This window comes from Brevibacillus sp. NRRL NRS-603 (genome assembly GCF_003013445.1).
Taxonomy (GTDB): Bacteria; Bacillota; Bacilli; order Brevibacillales; family Brevibacillaceae; genus Brevibacillus; species Brevibacillus formosus.
The window spans coordinates 284,915-306,748 of record NZ_PXZN01000016.1; the positions used below are offsets into that span (position 1 = coordinate 284,915).

Sequence of the window (21,834 nt, forward strand, 5' to 3'; positions counted from 1 at the left end):
ATGAAGCGTCTTGACATACGCAACATTGCAATTATTGCCCACGTTGACCACGGAAAAACCACGCTGGTTGACAAACTTTTGATCCAATCGGGCACATTCCGCTCGAACCAACAGGTAGAAGAGAGAATGATGGACTCTAACGACCTGGAGCGCGAGCGTGGAATTACCATCCTGGCGAAAACCACATCTGTCACATACAAAGATTTCACGATTAACATCTTGGATACACCAGGCCATGCTGACTTCGGTGGCGAGGTTGAGCGTATCATGAGCATGGTGGATGGCGTTCTGTTGATCGTCGACGCCTTCGAAGGCTGTATGCCACAAACGCGCTTTGTATTGAAAAAAGCGCTGGAAGCAAAAGTTACCCCTATCGTTGTCGTGAACAAAGTAGACCGCGACAATGCACGTCCTCAAGAAGTTATCAACGAAGTGTACGACCTGTTCATTGATCTGGATGCGACGGAAGACCAACTGGAATTCCCAATCGTATATGCTTCCGGTCTGCAAGGGATTGCAGGACTTGAGCCAGATAAGCTGGAAGGCGACCTTCGCCCACTGTTTGACACCATCATAGAGCATATGCCTGCTCCTGACGCAGACGAATCTGCTCCGCTCCAAATGCAAGTAACCATGCTGGACTACAACGACTTTTTGGGTCGTATCGGGATTGGCCGCATCTATCGCGGAACGATGAGTGTGAATGAAATGGTATCCGTTACTACTCGCGAAGGCGAAGTGAAAAAAGCGCGGATTCAAAAGCTGTTCGGTTTCTCCGGTCTGCAACGTGTTGAACAAAAAACAGCAAGAGCGGGAGATATCGTAGCGATTTCTGGTATTGACGATATCAACGTAGGGGAAACGGTTTGCCACGTTGATCATCCAGAGGCATTGCCACTCTTGAAAATTGACGAGCCTACTCTGCAAATGACGTTCCTCGTGAATAACAGCCCGTTTGCTGGTCGCGAAGGTAAGCACGTGACTTCCCGTAAGCTGCGTGATCGTCTGATGGCTGAGCTGGAGACAGATGTATCTCTGCGTGTAGATGAAACAGATTCGCCAGATGCGTATGTGGTTTCTGGACGCGGTGAATTGCACCTGTCCATCTTGGTAGAGAACATGCGTCGTGAAGGCTTTGAGCTGGGTGTGTCCAAGCCTGAGGTTATCATTCGTATGATCGATGGACAAAAAATGGAACCGGCGGAGCTGCTGATCATTGATGTGCCTGAGGAATACACAGGGGCAGTTATGGAGACATTGGGTCAACGTAAGGCCGAGATGGTTAACATGATCAACAACGGTTTCGGACAAGTTCGTCTGGAATTCATTATTCCATCCCGCGGTTTGATCGGATATCGTACAGAGTTCTTGACGATTACACGCGGTTACGGTATTCTCAACCACTCCTTCGACAGCTATCGTCCGCTTGTACAAGGAGCGGTAGGAGGACGTCACGCAGGGGTACTCATTTCCCACGAGACAGGAACAGCTACCACGTACGGCTTGATGTCCGTAGAAGATCGCGGAACGATGTTCATTCAACCAGGTACAGAAGTTTACGAAGGAATGATCGTGGGCGAGCATAACCGCGACAACGATCTGACTGTTAACGTATGTAAAGAAAAGCATGCGACTAACGTACGTTCTGCGACCAAGGATGAGACTGTCAAAATGAAGGCTCCTCGCATGTTGTCGTTGGAAGAGGCACTGGAATATCTGAACGACGATGAGCTGTGCGAAGTAACACCTCAATCCGTTCGTTTGCGCAAAAAATATCTGAACAAATCAGATCGTGAGCGCTATGAGAAGCAAAAACGCTGGGAAGCACAACCGCAAGCGTAAGATTAAAAGTAAAGAACGCCACTTGATCCTGTTTGGGGATGAAGTGGCGTTTTTGTTTGGACTTGTCCTTACAACAGACTCTCGATATCTGAGATGAGCTCTTCGGGTTGAGTACGAGCACTGATGCGTTTTACGACATGACCGTCTTTATCCACGAGGAATTTGGCGAAGTTCCATTCGATATCTGGATTTTCTTCGCTCGGAGCTTGTTCCTTCAAGTACTGGTACAACGGGTGAGTACCAGGACCATTGACATCGACCTTCGCAAATAGAGGGAACGTCACGCCGTAATTACGATCGCAGAACGTTGCGATTTCTTCTTCTGTTCCTGGCTCTTGCCCAGCGAACTGGTTGCAAGGAAAGCCGAGAACGACCAGACCCTTATCTTGATAGCGCTCATACAGCTCCTGTAGCCCTTTGTATTGAGGGGTAAGGCCGCATTGGCTGGCGACGTTCACGATTAGCAGGACATGCCCTTTGAAGGCGGCTAGTGTCTTTTCTTCACCGGAAATCGTTTTGACAGCAATATCATACAAGCTCATCTTATTCCCACCTTTTTCTACTGACATATCCTCATCATAGCATGTACGGCGAAAATCATGCCAGCAACATGGAAGGGCCTACCGTTTTTTGACACAGAATCCACCACCTGATAAAGTAAGAAAGATAGCGTTTTCCTAAGAAAAAAAGGAGTGACTATTCATTTCATTCCGCCTATTAGATGGCATGTGAGGCGCTAGGAGTTTCACCGCTTGAAGACAGGAGAGATAAGTAATGGACTGGATACAAATCGCATCAACCTATGTGGCAACGAATCCAGATCAGCTCACAGCATATGACAGCTTTCGCATATGGGCTGATAAATATCGGGCTTGGATTTTGTTTGTGGAATTAATTATTGTTTATTATCTTGGTTTTGCTACCCGTATCCGTATGCCTATTTTGAAAAACGTGCTCTTGTACATCCTTTTATTTATTGGAGCTCTCATTTTCGCTATTTTGGATGTGCAGCTACCTGTGAAAAGTGCAATGCTGGTGGCGATCGCGATTCTCGTGATTGTAAAGGTACGGATCAAACCGGAGCAAACTGGGCGAAAGTGAGGAGAACCGCGTGAAGCGTGAAGATGCACTTTTTAATTGGCTCCAAATTCAAGTGGTTGCCGATGCGAGACCAGAGGACCGCTCTGCTTTGGATACTGCTGCTTTTTTCTTGCAATTACTGCATGAGGATCATCAAATGAGCGATATCGGCTATCGTCAGGAAGGTAGCTGGTACGTGCTATTTGGGAGCGCTGATTCACAGTCCATGGAAGTGCGATATCCTGCTGAATCAGTCGAAGCTTTGTTGGTCGCGATTGAAAGTGAACCCAAGTACAACTGCAACTAACGGGACAAAAACTCCCCTCCACTTGCCGAAATGATTCGGAAGTTGGGTGGAGTTTTTTTGTTTCAAGTGCTTTTCGTAGGTAATAAGACGTGGTTTCTTGGATGATGCAACTTTTGAAAATGATTTCCCGTCAATATTCATGCCCCAAGCAAACAGGGGGATTTTGACAGACGAGAAGGGGGAACTACCATTGAAAAAGTACATGACCAAGCCCGTATTAGCAGTGGTGACAGCGGCAGGTATTCTTGGCTGTTTGACGCCGATTTTTGCCAATGCAAGCTCGATTGCTAGCCCAAGTGCCACGAAGGTAGTCATGAATGACGAGGGGAAGCAGGTCACACGCTACAATCTTAAGGAACTTGCCCAAAATGATCCAACCACACTGAACATGCTCTTGAAAAATCAAGCGGATCACTTGTACATCATTGTAGATGAAATCAACTTGAATACAAAGCTCCAAACGTATATGGAAGAAAACAAAACGGAGTGGGAGCGTATCTACAACGAGTACTACAGCGATATTTGGCTGGAAGTGCGCCTGACAGAGAACGCTGAAGAAATCGTGAGCGTAAATGCCAAGACGGAAAATGACAAAGTGTACATAAAGGGGATTGTGACTTCGGATGTCACCAAGGTGGTTGTGAAAAAGCCTAATTCCGACATTATTGAAGTCGTTCCAACCAATGAGCACTCTTTTACGGTCAGCTTTGAAGCGCCGGATGCATCCTATGAGCCATATATAACCGTGAGTGCCTACGAAGGCAGCAAGCTGGTCGATAGCGAAAAGGTAAAGATCGTTCCAAAAGCAGAAGAAGATAAGGAAATGATCATCCATACGATGTCTGTATTGGATGCGAAGAAGAAGGAATTAAAAGTAAAAGGAATTGTCAAGCAGGGGGCAGACAAAGTAACTGTCACCTATAATGGTGTGAAAAAAGACGCAAACGTGAAGAAGCTGTGGGATGGCGTAGGCAGCTTTACTGTTTCAGTAAAGGATGTACAAGCAGCAAAAGATCAAAAAGCCCTGATCGAGGTTTACGAGGATGGCAAGAAAGTTGATTCCGAATCCGTTCAGGTAGAAATCGTTAACGCTCCTGACAAGGATCAAGCGACCGAATATGCCATCAAGGCGACTGCTGTAAACAATCCTGCCGCCAAGTCCATTCAGGTAAAAGGGACAGTAAGCGGCTGGAATAAAAAGGACGATACTGAGCTGTTTGTGATCGCTCCTGACGGGAAGAAAAAAGAGATTGAACCGAATGACAAAGGTGAGTTTTCTTTGACGTTGTCTTACAAGGATCGTTCCTTTAGCGCCAAAACCATTCAATTCGCACTATATGAAGACGATAAGCTGGTTAAGAAAGCTGACGTTGCATTAAGCACTAAAGTCATTGTCGAGCCTGTGAAGCCAACAGACGACGATGAAGACGATGATGACAAAAAGAAAAAAGAAAAAGGGAAGCAGAAAGATAAGCATCCCAATGGCAACGCATATGGTTATTGGAAAAAGCACGGTAAGGAATCGAATGACGATCACGATCATGACAATGACGACGATGACGATCGTGACGAGGACAGAGACTAGTCTCTATCATTAAGGCTGCTGCTTGTAAGTCTCGACGTACTCCACCAATTGTCTGATGTAATCCCCCAAAATGGGGATCGATAGAAATTGCGTCAAAAGAGAGCCGAGGAAAGCCAAAACGATAGCAGTACCAATCGTCAATCCCAGACCCCGGGCGAGACCTGCTAGGAAATTGATCCAGAGGAGCTTGCGCGGGGCTGTGTAATTTTGGATGACATCTGCTAGTCGGATATCTTCTAAGAACATCGCAATTTTATGCATTCGCTCATTTACCTTTCGAACTTCCTGAAGCTCTTCAAGAACTTGATCAATTTGCTGTATGAGGCGGTCTGTAGGCGACAACCTGTCCAACCCCTTCCATCATTCGGTATGATTACCTTCCAGTCTAGGGAAAAAGACAACCAGAATCAAGGTGGAGAGGAAACGTTTGCCTATCAGCTAGGCGAAGGGTACAATGAACGTACAAAACGTTTGTTAGGAGGCTTTGAAATGGCTGAAACTGTTTCCCAATCTCTTTCCGAAGATTTATTTAAGCTCTTGCAAAAGGAGCGTTTTGTTACCTTGGGCACAGTAGACCATGAGTCAGGGGCACCATCGCTCAGCTCCTTGTCCTGGACGTATGCTGTCAGCGCCGATACGATTCGTTTTGCCGTGGATAATCGCTCACGTATTTTGGCAAATATTGAGAAGGAACCGCAGGTTGTCCTCCATTTGATTGGTGCCGGCTCGTCTTTCGCCATTAATGGTCGTGCTGTTGTCAAAACTGACCGCTTGGAAGGTGTTCCACTCAAGCTGGCCATGGCAGAGATTAAAATTGAGGCTGTTCGTGATATTATGTTTTACGGTTCCCGAATTTCCGTAGAACCTCAGTATGAAAAAACGTATGACAAAAACGCAGCAGCGAAGCTGGACAATCAAGTTATGACCGCCTTGAAAGATGCAAATTAATCGGGTGGAAATAAATTGTTGACAGGAATCCTGCCGATCCTTTAGTATTAGGGTCAATCGAATTGAATAGCAATCTTCTTATCCAGAGCGGCGGAGGGACTGGCCCGATGATGCCCGGCAACCAATCACCTGTATTTTTAACAGGGAGATAATGGTGCTAATTCCTGCAGAGTTATCAAACTCTGAAAGATGAGAAGGATTTGCTTACGGTGACGTAAACAAAGCCTTCTTTCAGAGGAAAGAGGGCTTTTTTGATGCCCTCGTACACTATTGGAGGGAGAGAAATAGACATGAAATTGGAAACGAAATTGATTCAGGCGGGAGTAGGTAGAGACGAAAAAACAGGGGCGGTGAGCTTTCCTGTTTACTATGCAACGGCTTATCGTCATCCTGCCTTGGGACAGAGCACTGGATATGATTATACGCGCACAGCTAATCCTACTCGCACCATTTTGGAGGAGACCATCGCTGAAGCGGAATCAGGAGATGCAGGATTCGCTTGCGCCTCTGGAATGGCTGCTGTTCATACCGTCATGGGCTTGTTTTCCCAAGGGGATCATTTAATCGTTTCACTCGATCTGTACGGGGGAACCTATCGATTGTTCGAGCAAGTACTCTCTCGCTATGGTCTGACGTTTTCGTACGTGGATTTGCGTGACATAGGTGCACTCCAAGATGCGATTCGCCCAGATACAAAGGCTATCTTCGTCGAGACACCAACCAATCCGCTTATGCAGATTACCGATATTCGAGCAGTAACGCAATTGGCAAAACAGCACGGGCTACTGACGATTGTAGACAACACATTCTTAACTCCATATTGTCAACGCCCGCTGGAGCTTGGTGCAGATATCGTCTTACATAGTGCAACCAAGTATTTGGCAGGACATAACGATGTGCTGGCTGGACTCATCGTAACAAAAGGGGAAGAGTTGTCGGAAAAAATCCGGTTTTTGCACAATTCAATCGGTGCTGTGCTCGGACCGCAGGATTGCTGGCTTCTCATTCGCGGGATGAAAACATTGGCATTGCGGATGGAGCGCCATCAATCCAATGCCTTGATTGTAGCGGAAAAGCTGCGTGAGCATCCGGCAGTAGCGGAGGTATTTTATCCAGGTCTGGCAGAGCATCCGGGGCATGAGATCCAAGTGAATCAAGCGACTGGTCATAGTGGGATGGTATCGTTCCGCGTACGCGATGTGGAGCAGGTGGGGTTGTTCCTGCAAAATCTGCAAATCGTGTCCTTTGCGGAAAGTCTGGGTGGTGTCGAGTCATTGTGTACGTATCCGGCGACGCAGACTCACGCCGATATCCCCCAAGAAGTGAGAGAGCATGTCGGTGTTTGTGATCGATTGTTGCGACTGTCGGTTGGCATCGAGCATCCAGATGATGTAATAGCCGATTTGTTTCAAGCCTTGAATGCTAGTTTGGCTGTAGGAGGGAGTGTACGATGAATTTCGCAACCAAGATCCTCCACGGTTCCACTTGCATTGACCCGTTCACAGGTGCGTCGTCGGTTCCGATTTATCAAGCTTCCACGTTTCATCAGGCTGATATCGATCAGCCAGGTGCTTTTGATTACGCCAGATCAGGCAATCCGACCAGGCAGGCTTTGGAGGAAGCCATTGCGTCTCTGGAAGGAGGCGCACGCGGTTTCGCGTTCTCATCGGGCATGGCTGCCATTTCCAGCGTGTTCATGCTGTTTTCAGCAGGAGACCATGTTGTAGTGGCAGAAGATGTCTACGGTGGCACGTTTCGTTTTTTGACCAAAGTATTGTCGAGAATGGGCATCTCCGTTACGTTCGTGGATGCAACAGATACAGAAGCTGTTCGTGCAGCCATTACACCGGTAACGAAAGGAGTTTACCTGGAGACCCCCTCCAATCCCACCTTAAAGGTGACAGATATTGCAACGGTTTCTCGTATCGCGAAGGAACACGGCTTGCTCGTCATTGTTGATAATACATTCCTTACCCCGTATTATCAGCGTCCATTGGAACTGGGCGCAGATGTGGTCATTCATAGTGCAACCAAGTTTATCGGAGGGCATAGTGATGTTGTGGCTGGTCTGGCCGTGACCAGAGAGGCTTCGTTAGGGGAGCAGCTCTACTTTATCCAGAATGGCATGGGAGCGATTTTGGGTGTGCAGGACTGCTGGCTCGTGATGCGTGGGCTCAAAACATTGAAAGCCCGGCTGGATGTGAGCACGAAGACAGCCGCGAGCCTGGCTGACTGGTTGTCTGCGCATCCACAAGTAAGCCGAGTTTACTATACGGGACTGACGGATCACCCCGGCCACCTGATTCAAACACAACAAGCGACTGGTCATGGGGCTGTTCTTTCCTTTGATGTAGGGAGCCGCGAGCGAGCAAAAGCGCTGTTTGATCGCGTGAAATTGCCGATTGTGGCTGTCAGCCTCGGGGCAGTGGAAACAATTCTCTCGTACCCGGCTACGATGTCACATGCAGCGATGCCTGCTGAGGAAAGAGCAGCAAGGGGAATCACAGATGGTTTGATCAGATTGTCAGCTGGCTTAGAGGATTTCGATGACTTGGTGGCAGATTTGAAGCAAGCACTGGATCAATTGCCGTCTGAAGCACCAGTCCATAAAGAAAAAGAGGTATTCTCCCGGGCTTAAATCCGGGGGATACCTCTTTTCTTTTAAGGTGTTCCTGTATGATTTGCGTTGATTTTGTTTTGTCCTTGCGGCTCTTTGTGCATGCGTTTTTCTTTTACTTGAGAAGGGGTTTCTTCACGAGGCTGGACACTGCGTGGCAGTTGGGGAATGATCCGACCTACGATATCCGCCAACTCTTCCGTAACACCGGCAACAGGATGGCCGCGACGAATATCATCTCTCATTTCCTGTAACCGCTGTACGATGGCAGGGTCTGCGGTTACGACAGCATTCGCTCCTTGGGGGTCTTCTTTCAGAGCTTCCGCAACCGTATACTTAATCACGCCAACTTCTGGGCGATCCAGATTCGGGTCCACAGTAATACCGACTACCGCATATTTGCCCAAGACCACAGCAGTGGCGCTGTGTACCCTTTTCACACGTGTTGCCAGTTGAGCAAGACGATCAGCAGTGGCTTGGGAAGATTGATTATAGGCAGGCTCAGGAGCTGTTTGCTCAACGCGCTGAGTATGAGTGGCATGTTTGGGCTGTTGTCCAGCCTGATTCGCCGGGGGGTTATTGCCCGACATACATGCTGTAAGCAACAAGCTAAAACCGAGGCAGTAGATCATGATCCGTTTCACAGGCATTCTCCCTTTCCCAGTATTGCCTTCCTTCAAGAGGAGGGCAGGGCTACAAGTATTTTGTTCTGGGCTGCCCATTTTCATTCTGTCAATGGGTCGTCTATCTCTGTCAACCTGAACATAGACTGTAGTACATCACGTCGCCGCACTTGAGCATCCCTCCAAAAATTGCATAGGGTATATAAGAAGGGTAATAGGAGGCGAGATTTTGAAGAAAATCTACGTACTGGACACCAACGTACTCCTGCAAGATCCTAGGGCGATGTTTTCTTTCGCTGACAACGAAATCGTCATACCAGCTGTCGTATTGGAAGAAATCGATTCCAAAAAGCGGTACATGGATGAAATTGGCCGCAATGCTCGGTACGTATCTCGGCTCTTTGACAGTTTTCGCGAGCTGGGGCAATTGCACACTGGCATTACCCTTGAAACGGGTGGGTTGTTTCGGGTGGAACTGAATCATTCCTCTTTCCACCGTCTTCAAAAACAATTCACGGAAATGAGTAATGACAATCGCATTTTGGCGGTTGCACTAAACTTACAAGAGGAGGAAAATGGAAAACCACAGCCGCGACCAGTCATTTTGGTAAGTAAGGATGCCCTCATGAGAGTCAAGGCTGATGCATTGAATATTTCCGCAGAGGATTTTCTTTCGGATCGAGTAGTGGGAGAGTTCTCCAGTATTTACCCGGGGTATCAGAAGATGATAGTAGCGTCCGACATCATCAAGAATTACTATGCGACAAGAAAGTTGCAGTTGGCCTCCTGTTTTCCACGCTATCGCTTTTACCCTCATCAATTTTTAGTGCTGAAGGACGAATGCAACCCATCTATTTCAGCGATTGGAAAAGTCGACCCGGACGGAAAAATGTTAGAAATGCTTGTGTCAGATGATGATCCGATTTGGGGCATCCGAGCCCGTAACGTGCAGCAACGGATGGCAACCGAATTGCTGCTGCGAGATGATATTCCTTTAGTAACCATGACCGGTAAGGCCGGTACAGGAAAAACCTTGCTGGCATTAGCAGCGGGCCTGCTGCAAATTGAGGACCAGCAAAAATATAAAAAACTGTTAGTGGCAAGACCTATCGTTCCGCTTGGAAAAGACATCGGTTATTTGCCCGGCGAAAAGGAAGAAAAGCTTCGGCCGTGGATGCAACCGATTTATGATAATTTAGAATATTTATTCAACACAAAGCGCCCAGGTGATCTGGATAAAATTTTGGCAGGCATGGGCAGTTTGCAGGTGGAAGCTTTGACGTATATTCGGGGGCGTTCCATCCCAGAACAATTTATTATCATTGATGAAGCCCAAAACTTGACAAAGCATGAAGTAAAGACGATCCTGACGAGGGTGGGGGACGGCTCGAAAATTGTGCTCATGGGTGATCCTGAGCAGATTGATCATCCGTATCTGGATGAGAGTAACAACGGTTTAACCTACGTGGTAGAAGTATTTAAAGACCAAAAGCTGGCTGGACATATCCGCTTGGAAAAAGGTGAACGGAGTGTGCTCGCACAGCTGGCCGCAGATTTATTGTAAAGAGGATGTATGAAAAACTGCGAGGAGGTCATACTATTTTTGTCGAGCCCGATGATTCATGTAAGTAAACGGCGAAATGCCTTGCAGGAGGCGAAGATCCGTGGATAATCATGATCAGGCAATCGACGAAAGTCGTATGGAGATACACCGATTCCTTTAGCTACTTTTCTCTACAATGGAGGTTGAAGAGCCAAAGAGAATAACCGGTAGAACCCCATAAGCAATTCGGGCTCGACAAGGACCGCTCCTCATTGGAGCGGTTTTCACTTTTTGAAGGATTTGGCAAGCAAAAAGAAAAACGCGGATAAACAATCCCGCGTTTTTGTCCAATTTTCCTTATTTAGCAGCCGCGATCGCTTTTCGCAATGACGAAATACATCCAATGTGCATTCCTTCATGGAAAAGAGTGAAGACCATCATTTCCCCATAAGTATGCATGGTACCTTTGTCTCCTAGCTCAAACGGTTTTGGCAATGGATCATTCAAGCGGGAATGCAATTCTTCTTTGATACGCACATGCTGTTCTTTTAGCTCGGCAGCTAAGGTTTCGAGGGAAGGTCCTTCTTTTTGCCAATCGGCAGGTTTGGTTCCTGGAGCAAACATGGCCGCGTAATGCGGAGGACATTTCATTCCTTCTGGTCCGAAGAGCAAGAAATCTTGTGTCAGAAGAATATGACCAATATTCCAGCGAATGTTGTTTTTAAAGCCAACCGGAACCACCTCTGCTTCTTCCTCGGTTATTTCCGTCAATCTCGCCAAAAACATTCCGCGAATCAAGTCGTACTGATTCCATACAAAAGAAAAGTCCTGCATAGCAATCCCTGCCCTTCCTCATATTTACATGCACTTCACATCTTACCGTATAAACAACAAAGGGGAAATATCCAAACTGCAAAAAAATCTGCAAGTTGTCCCTCCAACTCCATACATATGTACAAAGGAGGGAAGCATGATGGTTACGTTGGATTCATCTATTTCTTTTTTGATCTATATAACAGCGGTGTCCAGCGCGGCATCAGGTGTTACGGAAGCTTTTAAATCAGTCATTCCCTTTTTGGCGACAGACTATGAGGCAAAAGAGAATTGCTGGGAGGATCAGTATCGCGCTGCTCGATTGATGCACTACAAGCGCTTTTTCAATTTGCTAATTTCCGTACTGGCTGCTGGTGTCATTTTTGGCATGCTTGGTTTAGACCCGGCACTTATTTTAACGGGTGCTGAATCCGCTTATGTAAAAAATTCGTGGCAGCTAGGAACATGGATGTGGGGAATTGTTGCGGTGTTTGGCTCGCCTTTTTTTGCATCACTCCTCAAAATACTAGAGAGCTTCAAACAATCGGTGGACAGCAATCTGCCTCCTAATCGACCGCGCCGCAAAGTCAGCGGAACGCGAGAATAAGCTCGTCTCCCTAGAGTTGCCCGATGCTTGCCGAATACGCTAAGATAACCAAAAGAGCGGTAGCAAAGGTGGGCACAGGTGAATGATGTGGAAATGCTTGCGAATGACTGCGTTTTGGGTGTTGACAGTCGTTGTCTTGGTGGCGTGTTCGGCCCAGTCGGAACCAACGGCTACATTTGACCCAGAAAATCAAAAGGAATACGGAGTAAATGGCATTTATCTCGGGCAGAACATAAAAGAAGCAATGGATATTTTGAAGCCGACAAAAGCTGATTTTATGGATATGTTGACAAGACAAAGCTACACGGTGGAGCAGATGGCGCAAGGTGCGGGAGATGCAGTGATGGGGATGCTGCTGGTTGATCAGACCCAGATGATGATTAAAGTCCATAAAGGTGAATTGACATCGATTATGCTGGGAGGAGTTCCCCGTGAGGACGCGCAAAAATTCAAAACATATCGAGGCCTCGCCATGTTTGACAGTGCCAGGCAGCTAGAGAAGCTGTACGGCAAAGGAAAAGGCGAACAAGAAGTGGTGTATGAAGGCAGCAACTACACCGCCAATTTTGGTCTTGTGGACAATCAAGTGGCGTGGTTCCGATTTGATCGTAAATCATCGTAATAAGGAGAAGGGAGTTCGCTTATCAGGAACTCCCTTTTTTGTATAGAAAAACTTCAGTTCGTCGGGTGAAGCCAAATGAGCTTTATTTGATAAGCCTTCGCGATTCCTTCTGCGAGTGGAATCAAGCTCTGATCGATCAGGTAGGCTTCGGGTTGTTGCGTATTTTCGGGTATCACGCCTAGAACATGCTCACGGAGTTGCTCTATGGCAGCCCACTGATCTTCAGATTGGGATGGAGCTCCGAGCGTTACGATGGCAATTTGATCTGCATATACATACAAATGTTCATTTTGGGAGACAAAACCGATATCATCGAGTTGATCGATTATGGTTGCTGACGGGAGCAGCAATAGAGAAAAGGCATCGCCTAACATGTTGGACTTCTCCAAAATGGACTCCAGCTTCTCCTGTTCGGCTTGATTCTCTACAATAAAAAGCAGTTTGTCTCGATCAAAGACATTGACATGATCTCCGATTTTATGTATGACTTGAGCATAGAAGCCAGGGAGCTTCCCGGCTGGTACATTCAGTTCAATTCCGTACATATGGCGCATGTCATACCCCCATGTTTGCAATCGTGTTTTTTCTATCGTATCAAAAAATCAAGGAGGTTTCCTATGATGAATCAAAATCTTGCCATCGAATCCTATGCGTTGGGAGCATTTCAAACCAATGCATATGTGGTGACAAACAACGCTACCAACCAAACCATTGTGATTGACCCGGGAATGGAGCCAGATCAGTTGCTCCGCGCCCTCGCGAATAAAAACGTCGTTGCTATTCTTTTGACACATGCCCACTTGGATCATATTGGTGGCCTCAACCAAGTAAGAGAATTGACAAAAGCACCGGTTTACATTCATCCACTGGAGCAGGAATGGCTCACCAACCCTGATCTCAACGGATCTCGACGCTGGAACCTGCCTGAACTCATTGTATGTGAGCGGGCTGAACACGAACTGGAGGATGGTCAGACTCTGGAACTGGCAGGGTTTCACATTCAGGTGTTGCATACGCCAGGTCATTCACCAGGCAGTTGTTCATTCGTAATTGGTCAGCACTGCTTCGGTGGCGACGTTCTGTTTAACCAGAGCATCGGGCGTACGGATCTCTTCGGAGGAGATTATGAGACACTGATGATCAGCATCCAGGACAAACTGTTTGAGCTCGATGATGAAACGATTGTTTATCCAGGACATGGACCGAAGACGACGATCGACTACGAGAAAACGTACAATCCGTTTGTAACAGGCATGCTTCGTTAGTCACTTCATCATTCTTTATAAAGGTTGGGAGAGGATTTTGTCAGGTGATAGAGAATAGGAAGGGGTTACCATTTACCAAAGGAGCTATTTATTATGAAGCGAACATGGAAATGGGCACTCATTCTCGTTATCGCCTGCACGAGTCTGGTTGGGTGTGCGGCACCCATCGCCCAAGCAGATAAGACGAACCAAGCTCCCAACGTGAAAGTGCCTGATCCCGAAACACCACCGCAGACAGCGCCCAATCATCAGGAGACACAACCTCCGACTCTGCCATCAAGATTTCCGGAACAGCGTATCTCTCTTCTTGCCGTTGGGGATATCATGATGCATCAGGAGCAATTGGATGCCGTCTGGGACCCAGCGACAAAAAGCTATGATTTTAAACGTTTCTTCCCGAATGTCATCCCGATGTTCCGCGAGGCAGACTGGGTTATCGGCAATCTTGAGACAACGATGAGCGGCAGCAAGGCAAAATACTCAGGCTATCCGATGTTTAATTCTCCTGAATCGCTTGCGCACACGTTGAAGGAAATTGGATTTACTGCGGTATCGACAGCGAATAACCATTCGATGGACCGCAAAGAACAAGGGGTTCTGCAAACCATCAAATATCTCGATGAAGCCGGTCTCCCGCACACGGGAACCTTTGCAAGTCCCGAAGATCGAGATGAGCCCTTATTGTTGACTAAGGACGGATTCACACTAGCCTTGCTATCGTATACGTACGGAACGAATGGAATCGCCATTCCAGAGGGCAAGCCGTATTTGGTCAATCTGATCTCGCCTGCGCTGATGAAAAAAGACATCGCACGGGCGAGAGAAAAGGGAGCCGATCTGGTTGCAGTGGCGCTTCATTTCGGAAATGAGTATCAGCGTATGCCAAGTCCTGAACAAATCAAAACCGCCGAGCAAGCTCTAACATTTGGAGCGGATTTGATTTTGGGTGCACATCCACATGTGGTACAACCTTATGAATGGAAGACGGTTACCCTCGAAGATGGACGTCAACACAAAGGATTGATCACTTATTCATTAGGCAATTTCATCTCTGCGCAGCGATGGGACTACAAGGATGTTGGCGCAATCCTGAAGCTCGTGCTGTACAAGAATGAGTCAGGAGAGGCCAGCATCGAAAGTGCTGAAATGATTCCGACCTACGTTCATTTTTATCGGAAAAACAACAAGCGCAACTATGTCATTTACCCGGTGTCAGAAACATTGGAGAAGCTGAAGCAGGGGCATAAATACCCTACGCTGACGAAAGAAGCGATCCAGTACATGACACAATTGCAGCAGGAAATGCCGGCTCATATCAATAAGGTTGTCTCTAAGAAAAAAGCCAGCTAACAAATAGCTGGCTTTACTTCTTTCCGAATCCAAATGGAAGATTAAATTGTAGCTGGAGCTTTAACTCTTCGTCCATTAGCGTGATGCCCTGCACTTGAATATTGGGGGAGATCAGCTCCGGATAAAAACCGAGATCGTACGCTTCCTCCATTTCCTCCACGGTCGATTGAGGCAAGGCAAAGCCGTCAAAGTACAGCTCGGTAATGTGGAATTTAAGATGCGTAGGAGAGACGAGCTCATAGTTTCCAACGAGCTTGAGCTCCATCTGATCATACGTGCCTTCCACGGTCAGCTTGTTATCCTCAAAGGAGAAATGGGATTGTTTAAACAAGGCGTCTTTCTCTATCAAAAAATTGTTGAAGTCAGTCTGGTTGATGGTTAGCGTGTGCTTGAGGAGACCTTCCGACTGAATTCGATCCGGAGTCGCCAACTCGGGAACTTGAACCATGACCTGCGCGAGCATTCCGAAGAAGGTCTGGAAAGCGGGCAAACCACGTTTTTCCCAGTCTAAAATCAAGTGATTCATCATGGATTCCACAACGGTCGGGTCATCCAGTTTTTGTACATTCTTTTCTTTTTCAGCGGCAACAGCGAGCATCTCTGCCAATTGAAGCTCGTATTTTTTTCGCAGCGTTTGAAGTTGTTCCAATCGATTCTTTTTGTCGGTTTGCATCGCGGTGAGCTTGGTGCGCTCAGTATGATAGGACTCTAGTCGAGACATGTCACGCTCGTACAAAATCTCGTAGAAGTCGTACATCAATAAGAACTGATTGAAATTTTCCGCATTTAATAGTAACGTCAGAAGATTAGTACGCTCGCCCATGTAATAGGCTCGCGCTACTTCACCGGCACGACGTTGTGTCGCTTCCATCACTAGCTTTTGCCGTTGCAAATCGAGATCCATTTGAGCGATTTCCCCGTATGTCCGCGTCTCTTCTTCCTTGAGTAAGGTGAGGGTTCGCTCCAGCTCTTTTTGTGTAAAATGCTGTTGCAGGATGAGCTGCTCCAAAGGAGTAGCGGGCTCTTCCTGAGCGAATACCGTCAGTGGACATACAAGCAGGAACAAGACGAGAAGAAATTTGCGCATGATTTCACCTTTTGCTTTTGCCTTTCCATATTGTATGCTTCTTTTCGTATTATAGCCTTATCTAGTTGAATTTGGATAGCAGGAGAAGAGCTTATGACGATGATCGAACTGATTCGCGAGGAAATAGAAAGCCAACCTGGGAAAGCCATCACGTTCGCGCGCTTTATGGAGTTGGCCCTCTATCATGACACGTATGGATATTATATGGTCGAGCAACCCAAAGTAGGCAAAGCGGGAGATTTTTATACGAGTGCATCGGTGCATCCCGTCTTTGCGGAAACAATCGCAGATGCTGTTATGGCATTATGGGAGGAGGCGGATATCACTTCGCCTGTTCTCGTGGAGATTGGTGGTGGAACCGGGGCTGTCTGCCGTCACATGCTGGAGCGCATCCGTGAGTGCAACCCAGAGGTATACAAAGAGTTGCCGGTCATTTTGATAGAGGCGAGTCCGTATCACCGGAAAATGCAGCAGGAGGCGCTTCAGTGGCATGAGGGTCCGAAGCGCTGGTATTCTTCCGTGAATGAAGCTGCCAAGCACGAAAAAATAGAAGGAGTTATTTTCTCGAATGAATGGCTGGACGCATTTACGGTACATATTGTGGAAAAAACCAAATCCGGCTGGCAGGAAGTGTGGGTACGTGTTGGCGAAGATGGCTTGGAAGAGTGCTTGGGGGAGATGACACCAGCCCTAGGAGAATATGTGCGCGGGCTGAACCTGAAGCTGCCAATCGGCATGCGGATCGAGATAAATTTGGCGATGGAGCAAGCCGCACAAGAAGTTTCCTGCCTATTGAAAAAAGGATTTGTCATCACGATTGATTATGGAGACATGCAAGAGGAGCTCTACCATCCCAGTCGAAAAAATGGAACACTGATGTGCTATCATCGTCATCAGGCTCATACGAATCCATATATCCACATAGGCGAACAAGACTTGACGACCCATGTGAATTTTTCTGCGTGGAAGCAGTATGGAGAAAAAGCTGGTCTACGGGAAAGGGACTATATGAGGCAGGATCGGTTTTTGATGCGGAATGGCTTGCTTCATAAAGCGGTCGCGCATATGGATACAGACCCTTTCACAAGCGTTGCGATGAAACGGAATCGGGCTATTCAGCAGTTGATTGATCCGGCTGGCTTGGGTGGGCGTTTTTGGGTCATGATCCAAGAAAAAGGCATCCGTGAGTAAAAGAAGAAGTGAACACAAAAAAGATGCTCATGGCGAGCATCTTTTTTCTTACATAATCAATTGTAGCAAAGCGTGTTCTTGTGGGCCTACTGGCATCACGAAGAACGTGTAATACGTAAATCCAACAAAAGACAGGAACATGAAGCCGAAGAAAATGTTTAGGTATACTCGTTCAGTCAGGTTCATGTAGCTCAACGCTACGAAGAAAGCAGTCAAACTGAAGAAGATGAGCGCCATCGGGTACAATTCTCCCCAAAACGCCATCAACGCGATCACAATGGTCCAGAAACCAAGAACGCGATACATACGATCCATTTTTTGTCCCCCCTTTTTGCCTCGAACGGTAAGATTTACAAGATTCCTCCCCCATTATATAGGACAGGCGAACACGTGTAAACGATAAAGGTATGACGGATTATTGTCACCCTAAAAGGAGAGACTGGACTTCGGTGCTAATACTGAATCACCGTATAGTTGCAGGATTGGCAACCGCGAATTTTGGAATCATCCTCACGTAACTCAATGTTCCCCAAGTACGTTTCGAATATTCCCATCAACAGAGCGTTGTGCATCTGGCATACGGCATTCGGATATTTTTTTGCGCTGTCAGAGAAGGTGCAATTATTCACGCGAAAACGCAGCTTCCCTTCATCCATTGCTTCGATGTCTGGTTTCAATCCCTGAGCCACGACAATCCGATGGACCAGGTCCAATTTTTCTTCCATAGAGGCTGTTTCTAAATTGATTCCGCTTTGGACAACCGCCCGTTTTGCCATCTCTGTTCCAATGCGATGTCCCATTTTAATGAGAGCGGCTTCGCCAGCTTCGCCGAGCGAGAGCAGGCTTTCAATCGCGATATCGGCCAACAGCTGATAGTCACGAGGTGGGAATTGCAGACTCACAACCTGCTCAGATAGTGAGTACAACCGACTGGGACGTCCTCCCTTACCGCTTTTGTCTGTAACAGCAGTGAGTAAATTCACGTCCTCCAACTTCGTCAAGTGCAAGCGTGCCACATTAGGGTGGATAGAGAAGTGATCAGCTATATCCTGAACCGTGATGGGATCTTTACTGTAGGCGACAAATTGGTAAATGGAAAAACGGGTGGGGTCAGCTAAAGCACTGGTTAACTTTTGCGCATCGTGGTCCATGCCGATACCCCTTTCTCAAAACAATCTCCATAAGATCAAATTCAAAAAGTCGTCTTTTCAGCACCGAGAAAGTGGTGAGAACCTGAAGAAGGAGGAGCGGATTGTAGGGGACCTACATGAGCACCGGACTTTGAAGGTGAACGCCTCTTTCGATGTTGCCCAAGCCTTCAGGACTTCTTCGTGATCAAAAGACGACTTTTTGAACAATCCTCATAAGTGTATCCCATTTCGTGTTACTTGTTAAGGTAGCAGTGTGCTACAACAGCAGATCACACGAATTTTCATCTAGTTTTTAAATTAACTACTATTGACATAGTGTTAATGAAGCAGTAAAATCCAAAGTAAGGAAGGAAATTTTATCAGCTAACTTTTTGTAAGAGCTTGAACGAAACATCAAGAACTGCAAATGGCAAGACTTTTATAGATGAAATCATTCGTGATAGTTGAGATGGAGGGGTAACCAATGGCCGTTGCTGAACGTACACAAACACAAAAATTAACGTTTTTCACTTATCCGAGCTGCACATCCTGTCGCAAAGCGAAGGCATGGCTGGCAGAAAACGGAGTAAATTACGAAGAGCGTCACTTGTTCAAAAATCCACCGACAGCAGAAGAACTGCTGGATATTATCAAAATGACTTCAAATGGCTTGGATGAAATCTTGTCAACGAGAAGTCAGCGCTTTAAAAACCTGGATGTTGATATTAATGATATGTCGGTGAAGGAACTGCTCGAAATGCTTAGCGAAGAGCCTCAGCTTTTGAAGCGTCCGATCCTGACTGACGGTGAAAACCTGATCGTCGGGTTCAATTCTTCCGCCATGAAAAATTTGTTGTCCTAATGAAGAGGGGGGAGAGACCTCCTCTTTTTTGTTTGTCTATCGAAAGGTAAAATAAAGCCACAAGCTGATAAAAAGGTGTGAGTTCTTATGGAGACTTTGCTTTTACAAAAACAGGACGGTATTGCCACAATCACATTAAATCGGCCGCATGTACATAATGCCATCAGCGTGGAGCTGGTTGACGAACTGAATCAGGTCTTGCAAGACTGCCAAGCCGATCCAGAGGTGAAGGTTCTGATTGTGACGGGGACGGGCAGAAGCTTTGTTTCTGGCGGCGATTTGAATCAGTTTATTGCAGCGCGCGGCTTTGAACAGGCGCATCCTTTGCTCAGCAAGGTGACGGGGCTTTTGTCGGCCATTGATCAGTTTCCCAAACCGGTGATTGCCATGATAAACGGTGCCGCGGTCGGAGGTGGCTGTGAGGTTGCGGGTGCGTGTCATTTTCGTTTTGCCAGTGACAGGGCGACCTTCGGGTTTGTACAAATCAGCATGCATATTACGACAGGGTGGGGTGGAGGAAGTCGGCTGTTGGACTTGCTGCCAGAGTCAAAAGCACTCGCTCTCCTGCTGACTGGTGACAGATTGCGTGCAGAGGAAGCCAAGTCCTACGGTTTTGTTGACGAGGTATATACAGAAGGGAAGCTGCATGAGGAAGTATATCGTTTCGCGCGAAAAATCGCTGCTCAGCCGCTAGCTGGCATTGAGGCGTACATGAAGGTTTTGCAGTGGAAGCGTATGGGTCTTCCGCAAGAAGAACGAATCCGGCGCGAAGTGAGTCAATGTGCGCATCTATGGGGGAGCCCCGAACACGTCGCCGTGGTGGAAAGCTTCCTGACAAAGCGCCCAACATCCTGATCAATGGGGTTTCTTCCGTTTAAACATTTATTTGCTTGGACATACTTTTTCTAGTAGAAAGCGATTCTACAAGAGTAGGGAAAAGCATAGGATGAAATACATCATCCTTTTTAAAGGTAACGGGAGGGACTCATATGGTAGCTTCCAGACAAGACGCATGGACCGAAGATGACGATCTAGTGTTGGCGGAAGTCACCTTGCGCCACATACGCGAAGGCGGCACACAGCTTGCTGCATTTGAAGAAGTGGGTCAAAGGTTGGGAAGGACAGCAGCTGCGTGCGGCTTCCGCTGGAACAGTTGCGTACGCAAACGGTACGATGCGGCCATTTCGATTGCGAAAAGCCAAAGGCAGCAATTGAAAAAGCTCGGGAGGATTCAAGCACCGCCACCTGTGGTGGCTGAGGTCGAGGCCGTCACGTTGCATACAAAGCGTTCTGAGACACCAGTAGCAGAGGTGCAAAAGTACGCGGATGTAGAGGAACAGCAGATTGAAGCAGTCATTCGCATGCTCGTCAATCAAAAAGAAATGACTCGTCGCTTGCGACAATTGGAACAAGAGTTGGAAGGAAAAGAGTTGGAGTTAAAAGAATTGAAAGAAGCTCACGAACGCGCTAGAAAAGAGCTGGATCAGGTTCAGGGTGTCAATGATGACTACCGTGCGTTGGTACAGATCATGGAACGTGCACGCAAGCTTGCTTTTTTACAGGAAGAGGATTCCAACAAAGCGATCTTCAAAATGGATGAAAATGGAAATTTGGAGCGCGTGGAAAAATAAGCGCAAAGCATGAAAAAAGAAGCGGAGATTGATCCGCTTCTTTTGTTTGCGCATTAAGAGGGAGCTAGTCTTGCAGCTCTACGCTCTCTGGCAACCATACGTACGGGTTTTCGCCACGATCACGCATGAGGTTGTACTTCACAGGCGTGAAGCCCATTTTCAACCAAAAATCGTCTGCGCGACAGCGTGAGTTGGTTTTAATAGGAGCTCCAAAGCTCTTCGCATGGTTAACCAAAGCAGTTCCGTAATCTTTGCCGCGGTAGTCAGGCAGTACTTCGAGCTTCCACAGCTCGTAATAGTCTTGCGCAGGTTGGAAGTAACGGTCGTATTTCCCGTCAATTTTATAGAGGCTCATACGTGCTACCAGAAGATCGTTGTCATAAATACCGTAAAATGGAGATTCCGAATCGTTTTCCACGATGTTCGCCTCCAGGTCTTCCTTCATAGAAAGCTCCTCCAGGCCAAATTCGCGAAACTTCTGGAATTCCTCCAGTGTCTTATAGTTGATTTGCAAACGTCTTACTTCAAACATGGTTAGCCACTCCTCTCACAGCTCTTTGCCTTGGCCACCTTTTGGCCCCGCCCCTTTATTATACACGATGATTGGCTTTTCCGAAGTGTTTTTCTTTTTTATGTGGAGGGATTGTCAGGAAATGATTTCGCTTCCTTGGAAAAATTTAAAATTTCATCCTAGAACTATGATCATTCTCGTGGCAAAATAGAAAGTAGCA

The 21,834-nt window shown here is 47.0% G+C and carries 25 protein-coding genes and 1 riboswitch; of the genes, 16 read left to right on the forward strand and 9 right to left on the reverse strand.

Annotated features, from left to right (window positions below; genetic code table 11):
- On the forward strand, window positions 1-1,842 hold the full coding sequence (gene typA / locus C7R94_RS16570) for a translational GTPase TypA (protein WP_047068406.1): 1,842 nt from the start codon (window positions 1-3) through the stop codon (window positions 1,840-1,842).
- A gap of 68 nt (window positions 1,843-1,910) precedes the next feature.
- Here typA and C7R94_RS16575 read toward each other — a convergent pair whose 3' ends face one another.
- On the reverse strand, window positions 1,911-2,384 hold the full coding sequence (locus tag C7R94_RS16575; protein WP_106782963.1) for a glutathione peroxidase: 474 nt from the start codon (window positions 2,382-2,384) through the stop codon (window positions 1,911-1,913).
- A gap of 232 nt (window positions 2,385-2,616) precedes the next feature.
- Between C7R94_RS16575 and C7R94_RS16580 the strand changes: the two genes are divergently transcribed.
- The 3 genes from C7R94_RS16580 to C7R94_RS16590 all read left to right on the forward strand — a co-directional run bounded on the left by C7R94_RS16580 (window position 2,617) and on the right by C7R94_RS16590 (window position 4,814).
- A complete protein-coding gene (locus tag C7R94_RS16580; protein WP_106782965.1) occupies window positions 2,617-2,943 on the forward strand; it encodes a YlaH-like family protein in 327 nt (108 codons plus the stop codon).
- A gap of 10 nt (window positions 2,944-2,953) precedes the next feature.
- A complete protein-coding gene (locus C7R94_RS16585; protein WP_106782967.1) occupies window positions 2,954-3,229 on the forward strand; it encodes a hypothetical protein in 276 nt (91 codons plus the stop codon).
- Between the two features lie 190 nt (window positions 3,230-3,419).
- Window positions 3,420-4,814: a hypothetical protein gene (locus C7R94_RS16590; RefSeq protein ID WP_106782969.1), complete on the forward strand. Its 1,395-nt coding sequence runs from the start codon at window positions 3,420-3,422 to the stop codon at window positions 4,812-4,814.
- A 9-nt stretch (window positions 4,815-4,823) separates the two neighbouring features.
- On the opposite strand, the gene C7R94_RS16595 is transcribed toward C7R94_RS16590, so the two are convergent.
- Complete coding sequence (locus C7R94_RS16595) at window positions 4,824-5,156, reverse strand: DUF5665 domain-containing protein (protein WP_106782971.1); 333 nt, start codon at window positions 5,154-5,156, stop codon at window positions 4,824-4,826.
- Between the two features lie 147 nt (window positions 5,157-5,303).
- Here C7R94_RS16595 and C7R94_RS16600 point away from each other — a divergent pair, with 147 nt between their 5' ends.
- The 3 genes from C7R94_RS16600 to C7R94_RS16610 all read left to right on the forward strand — a co-directional run bounded on the left by C7R94_RS16600 (window position 5,304) and on the right by C7R94_RS16610 (window position 8,400).
- Window positions 5,304-5,762, forward strand: a complete 459-nt coding sequence (locus C7R94_RS16600) for a pyridoxamine 5'-phosphate oxidase family protein (protein WP_047068401.1) — start codon at window positions 5,304-5,306, stop codon at window positions 5,760-5,762.
- A 75-nt stretch (window positions 5,763-5,837) separates the two neighbouring features.
- Window positions 5,838-5,958, forward strand: a riboswitch (SAM riboswitch).
- A 94-nt stretch (window positions 5,959-6,052) separates the two neighbouring features.
- Window positions 6,053-7,216 (forward strand): aminotransferase class I/II-fold pyridoxal phosphate-dependent enzyme, encoded by a 1,164-nt coding sequence (locus C7R94_RS16605; protein WP_106782974.1) that lies wholly within the window; start codon window positions 6,053-6,055, stop codon window positions 7,214-7,216.
- Window positions 7,213-8,400, forward strand: a complete 1,188-nt coding sequence (locus C7R94_RS16610; protein WP_106782976.1) for a trans-sulfuration enzyme family protein — start codon at window positions 7,213-7,215, stop codon at window positions 8,398-8,400. Before C7R94_RS16605 ends, C7R94_RS16610 begins: the two co-directional genes overlap by 4 nt.
- A 23-nt stretch (window positions 8,401-8,423) precedes the next feature.
- Here the strand turns inward: C7R94_RS16610 and C7R94_RS16615 are convergent, their stop codons facing one another.
- Window positions 8,424-9,029 (reverse strand): YhcN/YlaJ family sporulation lipoprotein, encoded by a 606-nt coding sequence (locus tag C7R94_RS16615; protein WP_106782979.1) that lies wholly within the window; start codon window positions 9,027-9,029, stop codon window positions 8,424-8,426.
- Window positions 9,030-9,231: 202 nt separating this feature from the next.
- Between C7R94_RS16615 and C7R94_RS16620 the strand changes: the two genes are divergently transcribed.
- Window positions 9,232-10,566: a PhoH family protein gene (locus C7R94_RS16620; RefSeq protein WP_106782982.1), complete on the forward strand. Its 1,335-nt coding sequence runs from the start codon at window positions 9,232-9,234 to the stop codon at window positions 10,564-10,566.
- A 336-nt stretch (window positions 10,567-10,902) separates the two neighbouring features.
- Here C7R94_RS16620 and C7R94_RS16625 read toward each other — a convergent pair whose 3' ends face one another.
- On the reverse strand, window positions 10,903-11,379 hold the full coding sequence (locus tag C7R94_RS16625; protein WP_047068396.1) for a DinB family protein: 477 nt from the start codon (window positions 11,377-11,379) through the stop codon (window positions 10,903-10,905).
- Window positions 11,380-11,518: 139 nt separating this feature from the next.
- Between C7R94_RS16625 and C7R94_RS16630 the strand changes: the two genes are divergently transcribed.
- On the forward strand, window positions 11,519-11,965 hold the full coding sequence (locus tag C7R94_RS16630) for a hypothetical protein (RefSeq protein ID WP_047068395.1): 447 nt from the start codon (window positions 11,519-11,521) through the stop codon (window positions 11,963-11,965).
- A gap of 82 nt (window positions 11,966-12,047) precedes the next feature.
- The gene (locus tag C7R94_RS16635; RefSeq protein ID WP_106782985.1) at window positions 12,048-12,587 is read left to right on the forward strand and encodes a hypothetical protein; all 540 of its coding nucleotides are present in this window, start codon (window positions 12,048-12,050) and stop codon (window positions 12,585-12,587) included.
- Window positions 12,588-12,640: 53 nt separating this feature from the next.
- On the opposite strand, the gene C7R94_RS16640 is transcribed toward C7R94_RS16635, so the two are convergent.
- Window positions 12,641-13,141, reverse strand: coding sequence for a hypothetical protein (locus C7R94_RS16640; RefSeq protein WP_106782987.1), 501 nt, complete (start codon window positions 13,139-13,141; stop codon window positions 12,641-12,643).
- A gap of 63 nt (window positions 13,142-13,204) precedes the next feature.
- Here C7R94_RS16640 and C7R94_RS16645 point away from each other — a divergent pair, with 63 nt between their 5' ends.
- Together C7R94_RS16645 and C7R94_RS16650 are read left to right on the forward strand one after the other, a co-directional pair.
- Entirely contained in the window at window positions 13,205-13,852 is a 648-nt protein-coding gene (locus C7R94_RS16645) for an MBL fold metallo-hydrolase (RefSeq protein ID WP_106782989.1), read from the forward strand.
- A 93-nt stretch (window positions 13,853-13,945) separates the two neighbouring features.
- Window positions 13,946-15,202: a CapA family protein gene (locus C7R94_RS16650; protein WP_106782992.1), complete on the forward strand. Its 1,257-nt coding sequence runs from the start codon at window positions 13,946-13,948 to the stop codon at window positions 15,200-15,202.
- Window positions 15,203-15,215: 13 nt separating this feature from the next.
- Here C7R94_RS16650 and C7R94_RS16655 read toward each other — a convergent pair whose 3' ends face one another.
- Window positions 15,216-16,289, reverse strand: coding sequence for a hypothetical protein (locus C7R94_RS16655; protein WP_047068390.1), 1,074 nt, complete (start codon window positions 16,287-16,289; stop codon window positions 15,216-15,218).
- A 93-nt stretch (window positions 16,290-16,382) separates the two neighbouring features.
- Between C7R94_RS16655 and C7R94_RS16660 the strand changes: the two genes are divergently transcribed.
- Window positions 16,383-17,480: a class I SAM-dependent methyltransferase gene (locus C7R94_RS16660; protein WP_106782994.1), complete on the forward strand. Its 1,098-nt coding sequence runs from the start codon at window positions 16,383-16,385 to the stop codon at window positions 17,478-17,480.
- Between the two features lie 48 nt (window positions 17,481-17,528).
- On the opposite strand, the gene C7R94_RS16665 is transcribed toward C7R94_RS16660, so the two are convergent.
- Window positions 17,529-17,795, reverse strand: a complete 267-nt coding sequence (locus C7R94_RS16665; protein WP_015892123.1) for a DUF2626 domain-containing protein — start codon at window positions 17,793-17,795, stop codon at window positions 17,529-17,531.
- Between the two features lie 137 nt (window positions 17,796-17,932).
- Window positions 17,933-18,631: a helix-turn-helix transcriptional regulator gene (locus tag C7R94_RS16670; RefSeq protein WP_047068388.1), complete on the reverse strand. Its 699-nt coding sequence runs from the start codon at window positions 18,629-18,631 to the stop codon at window positions 17,933-17,935.
- A 463-nt stretch (window positions 18,632-19,094) separates the two neighbouring features.
- Between C7R94_RS16670 and C7R94_RS16680 the strand changes: the two genes are divergently transcribed.
- From C7R94_RS16680 to C7R94_RS16690, 3 genes are all read left to right on the forward strand, one after another.
- Window positions 19,095-19,472: a Spx/MgsR family RNA polymerase-binding regulatory protein gene (locus C7R94_RS16680; RefSeq protein WP_016740704.1), complete on the forward strand. Its 378-nt coding sequence runs from the start codon at window positions 19,095-19,097 to the stop codon at window positions 19,470-19,472.
- A gap of 87 nt (window positions 19,473-19,559) precedes the next feature.
- The gene (locus C7R94_RS16685) at window positions 19,560-20,327 is read left to right on the forward strand and encodes an enoyl-CoA hydratase/isomerase family protein (protein ID WP_106782996.1); all 768 of its coding nucleotides are present in this window, start codon (window positions 19,560-19,562) and stop codon (window positions 20,325-20,327) included.
- 134 nt (window positions 20,328-20,461) lie between these two features.
- The gene (locus C7R94_RS16690) at window positions 20,462-21,103 is read left to right on the forward strand and encodes an RsfA family transcriptional regulator (RefSeq protein WP_106782999.1); all 642 of its coding nucleotides are present in this window, start codon (window positions 20,462-20,464) and stop codon (window positions 21,101-21,103) included.
- A 64-nt stretch (window positions 21,104-21,167) separates the two neighbouring features.
- On the opposite strand, the gene C7R94_RS16695 is transcribed toward C7R94_RS16690, so the two are convergent.
- On the reverse strand, window positions 21,168-21,635 hold the full coding sequence (locus C7R94_RS16695) for an N-acetyltransferase (protein ID WP_047068385.1): 468 nt from the start codon (window positions 21,633-21,635) through the stop codon (window positions 21,168-21,170).
- Between the last annotated feature and the right edge of the window lie 199 nt (window positions 21,636-21,834).

What these genes read in the sequence shown, in the direction of transcription:
- C7R94_RS16640 (WP_106782987.1), bottom strand. Translation starts at nt 13,141, where the DNA reads ATGCGCCATATGTACGGAATTGAACTGAATGTACCAGCCGGGAAGCTC.
- C7R94_RS16635 (WP_106782985.1), top strand. Translation starts at nt 12,048, where the DNA reads ATGATGTGGAAATGCTTGCGAATGACTGCGTTTTGGGTGTTGACAGTC.
- typA (WP_047068406.1), top strand. Translation starts at nt 1, where the DNA reads ATGAAGCGTCTTGACATACGCAACATTGCAATTATTGCCCACGTTGAC.
- C7R94_RS16655 (WP_047068390.1), bottom strand. Translation starts at nt 16,289, where the DNA reads ATGCGCAAATTTCTTCTCGTCTTGTTCCTGCTTGTATGTCCACTGACG.
- C7R94_RS16605 (WP_106782974.1), top strand. Translation starts at nt 6,053, where the DNA reads ATGAAATTGGAAACGAAATTGATTCAGGCGGGAGTAGGTAGAGACGAA.
- C7R94_RS16575 (WP_106782963.1), bottom strand. Translation starts at nt 2,384, where the DNA reads ATGAGCTTGTATGATATTGCTGTCAAAACGATTTCCGGTGAAGAAAAG.
- C7R94_RS16670 (WP_047068388.1), bottom strand. Translation starts at nt 18,631, where the DNA reads ATGGACCACGATGCGCAAAAGTTAACCAGTGCTTTAGCTGACCCCACC.
- C7R94_RS16630 (WP_047068395.1), top strand. Translation starts at nt 11,519, where the DNA reads ATGGTTACGTTGGATTCATCTATTTCTTTTTTGATCTATATAACAGCG.
- C7R94_RS16660 (WP_106782994.1), top strand. Translation starts at nt 16,383, where the DNA reads ATGACGATGATCGAACTGATTCGCGAGGAAATAGAAAGCCAACCTGGG.
- C7R94_RS16685 (WP_106782996.1), top strand. Translation starts at nt 19,560, where the DNA reads ATGGAGACTTTGCTTTTACAAAAACAGGACGGTATTGCCACAATCACA.
- C7R94_RS16615 (WP_106782979.1), bottom strand. Translation starts at nt 9,029, where the DNA reads ATGCCTGTGAAACGGATCATGATCTACTGCCTCGGTTTTAGCTTGTTG.
- C7R94_RS16610 (WP_106782976.1), top strand. Translation starts at nt 7,213, where the DNA reads ATGAATTTCGCAACCAAGATCCTCCACGGTTCCACTTGCATTGACCCG.
- C7R94_RS16650 (WP_106782992.1), top strand. Translation starts at nt 13,946, where the DNA reads ATGAAGCGAACATGGAAATGGGCACTCATTCTCGTTATCGCCTGCACG.
- C7R94_RS16625 (WP_047068396.1), bottom strand. Translation starts at nt 11,379, where the DNA reads ATGCAGGACTTTTCTTTTGTATGGAATCAGTACGACTTGATTCGCGGA.
- C7R94_RS16695 (WP_047068385.1), bottom strand. Translation starts at nt 21,635, where the DNA reads ATGTTTGAAGTAAGACGTTTGCAAATCAACTATAAGACACTGGAGGAA.
- C7R94_RS16600 (WP_047068401.1), top strand. Translation starts at nt 5,304, where the DNA reads ATGGCTGAAACTGTTTCCCAATCTCTTTCCGAAGATTTATTTAAGCTC.
- C7R94_RS16665 (WP_015892123.1), bottom strand. Translation starts at nt 17,795, where the DNA reads ATGGATCGTATGTATCGCGTTCTTGGTTTCTGGACCATTGTGATCGCG.
- C7R94_RS16690 (WP_106782999.1), top strand. Translation starts at nt 20,462, where the DNA reads ATGGTAGCTTCCAGACAAGACGCATGGACCGAAGATGACGATCTAGTG.
- C7R94_RS16580 (WP_106782965.1), top strand. Translation starts at nt 2,617, where the DNA reads ATGGACTGGATACAAATCGCATCAACCTATGTGGCAACGAATCCAGAT.
- C7R94_RS16680 (WP_016740704.1), top strand. Translation starts at nt 19,095, where the DNA reads ATGGCCGTTGCTGAACGTACACAAACACAAAAATTAACGTTTTTCACT.
- C7R94_RS16645 (WP_106782989.1), top strand. Translation starts at nt 13,205, where the DNA reads ATGATGAATCAAAATCTTGCCATCGAATCCTATGCGTTGGGAGCATTT.